This window comes from Belliella alkalica, from assembly GCF_022549785.1.
GTDB classification, from domain to species: Bacteria; Bacteroidota; Bacteroidia; order Cytophagales; family Cyclobacteriaceae; genus Belliella; species Belliella alkalica.
Genome location: NZ_JAKZGO010000073.1, coordinates 1 through 842, shown reverse-complemented (window position 1 = coordinate 842; position 842 = coordinate 1). Strand labels below are relative to the sequence as shown.

At 43.0% G+C, this 842-nt stretch carries 1 protein-coding gene; it reads right to left on the bottom strand.

The window, feature by feature from the left end; all coding sequences use genetic code 11:
* A partial coding sequence (locus MM213_RS20695; protein ID WP_241414782.1) for a hypothetical protein occupies window positions 1-842 on the bottom strand: 842 nt, incomplete at both ends.

The window sequence follows — 842 nt, the reverse complement described above, 5'->3', positions numbered from 1 at the left end:
ACCTGTTGGTTTCCGACATTTGTTCTTCCATTGTTTTCATAGGCAACTGAAGCTCCATTTGGAAGCGTACCTGAAATTTCAATGGCTTTCTCTGATTCATCGAATATAAAGGATCCGTCTTCGAAAGTGATTCCGGTAATAGTTGCAGGAGTGATTTCCAACTCTGCTGTCAATACCAATGTGGTGTAGTTGGCTCCAGTAATGGTAGCTGTTGCTTGCTGCGTGCCCGTATTTGTTCGGGTATTGTTAGCATAGGCAACTGAAGCTCCATTCGGAAGCGTACCTGATATTTCAATGGCTTTCTCCGATTCATCAAATACAAAAGATCCGTCTTCGAGAGTGATTCCGGTAATAGTTGCAGGCGTAATTTCCAACTCTGCTGTCAATACCAATTCGGAATAATTATCACCTAAAATCGTAGCTGTTGCTTGCTGCGTACCCGCATTGGTTCGGGTATTGTTGGCATAAGACACTGAAGCTCCATTTGGAAGCGTGCCTGTGATTTCAATGGCTTTCTCAGATTCATCGAATACAAAGGATCCGTCTTCGAAAGTGATTCCTGTGATTGTTACTGGGGTGATGGTCAATTCTGCAGTCAATACCAACGTGGTATAATTATCACCTGAAATCGTAGCTGTTGCTTGCTGCGTACCCGCATTGGTTCGGGTATTGTTGGCATAAGACACTGAAGTGCCATTCGGAAGCGTACCTGATATTTCAATGGCTTTCTCAGTTCCGTCAAATACATAGGTACCATTCTCGAAAGTGATTCCTGTAATAGTTGCAGGAGTAATTTCCAAATCTGCTGTCAATACCAATGTAGTGTAGTTGGTTCCAGTAAT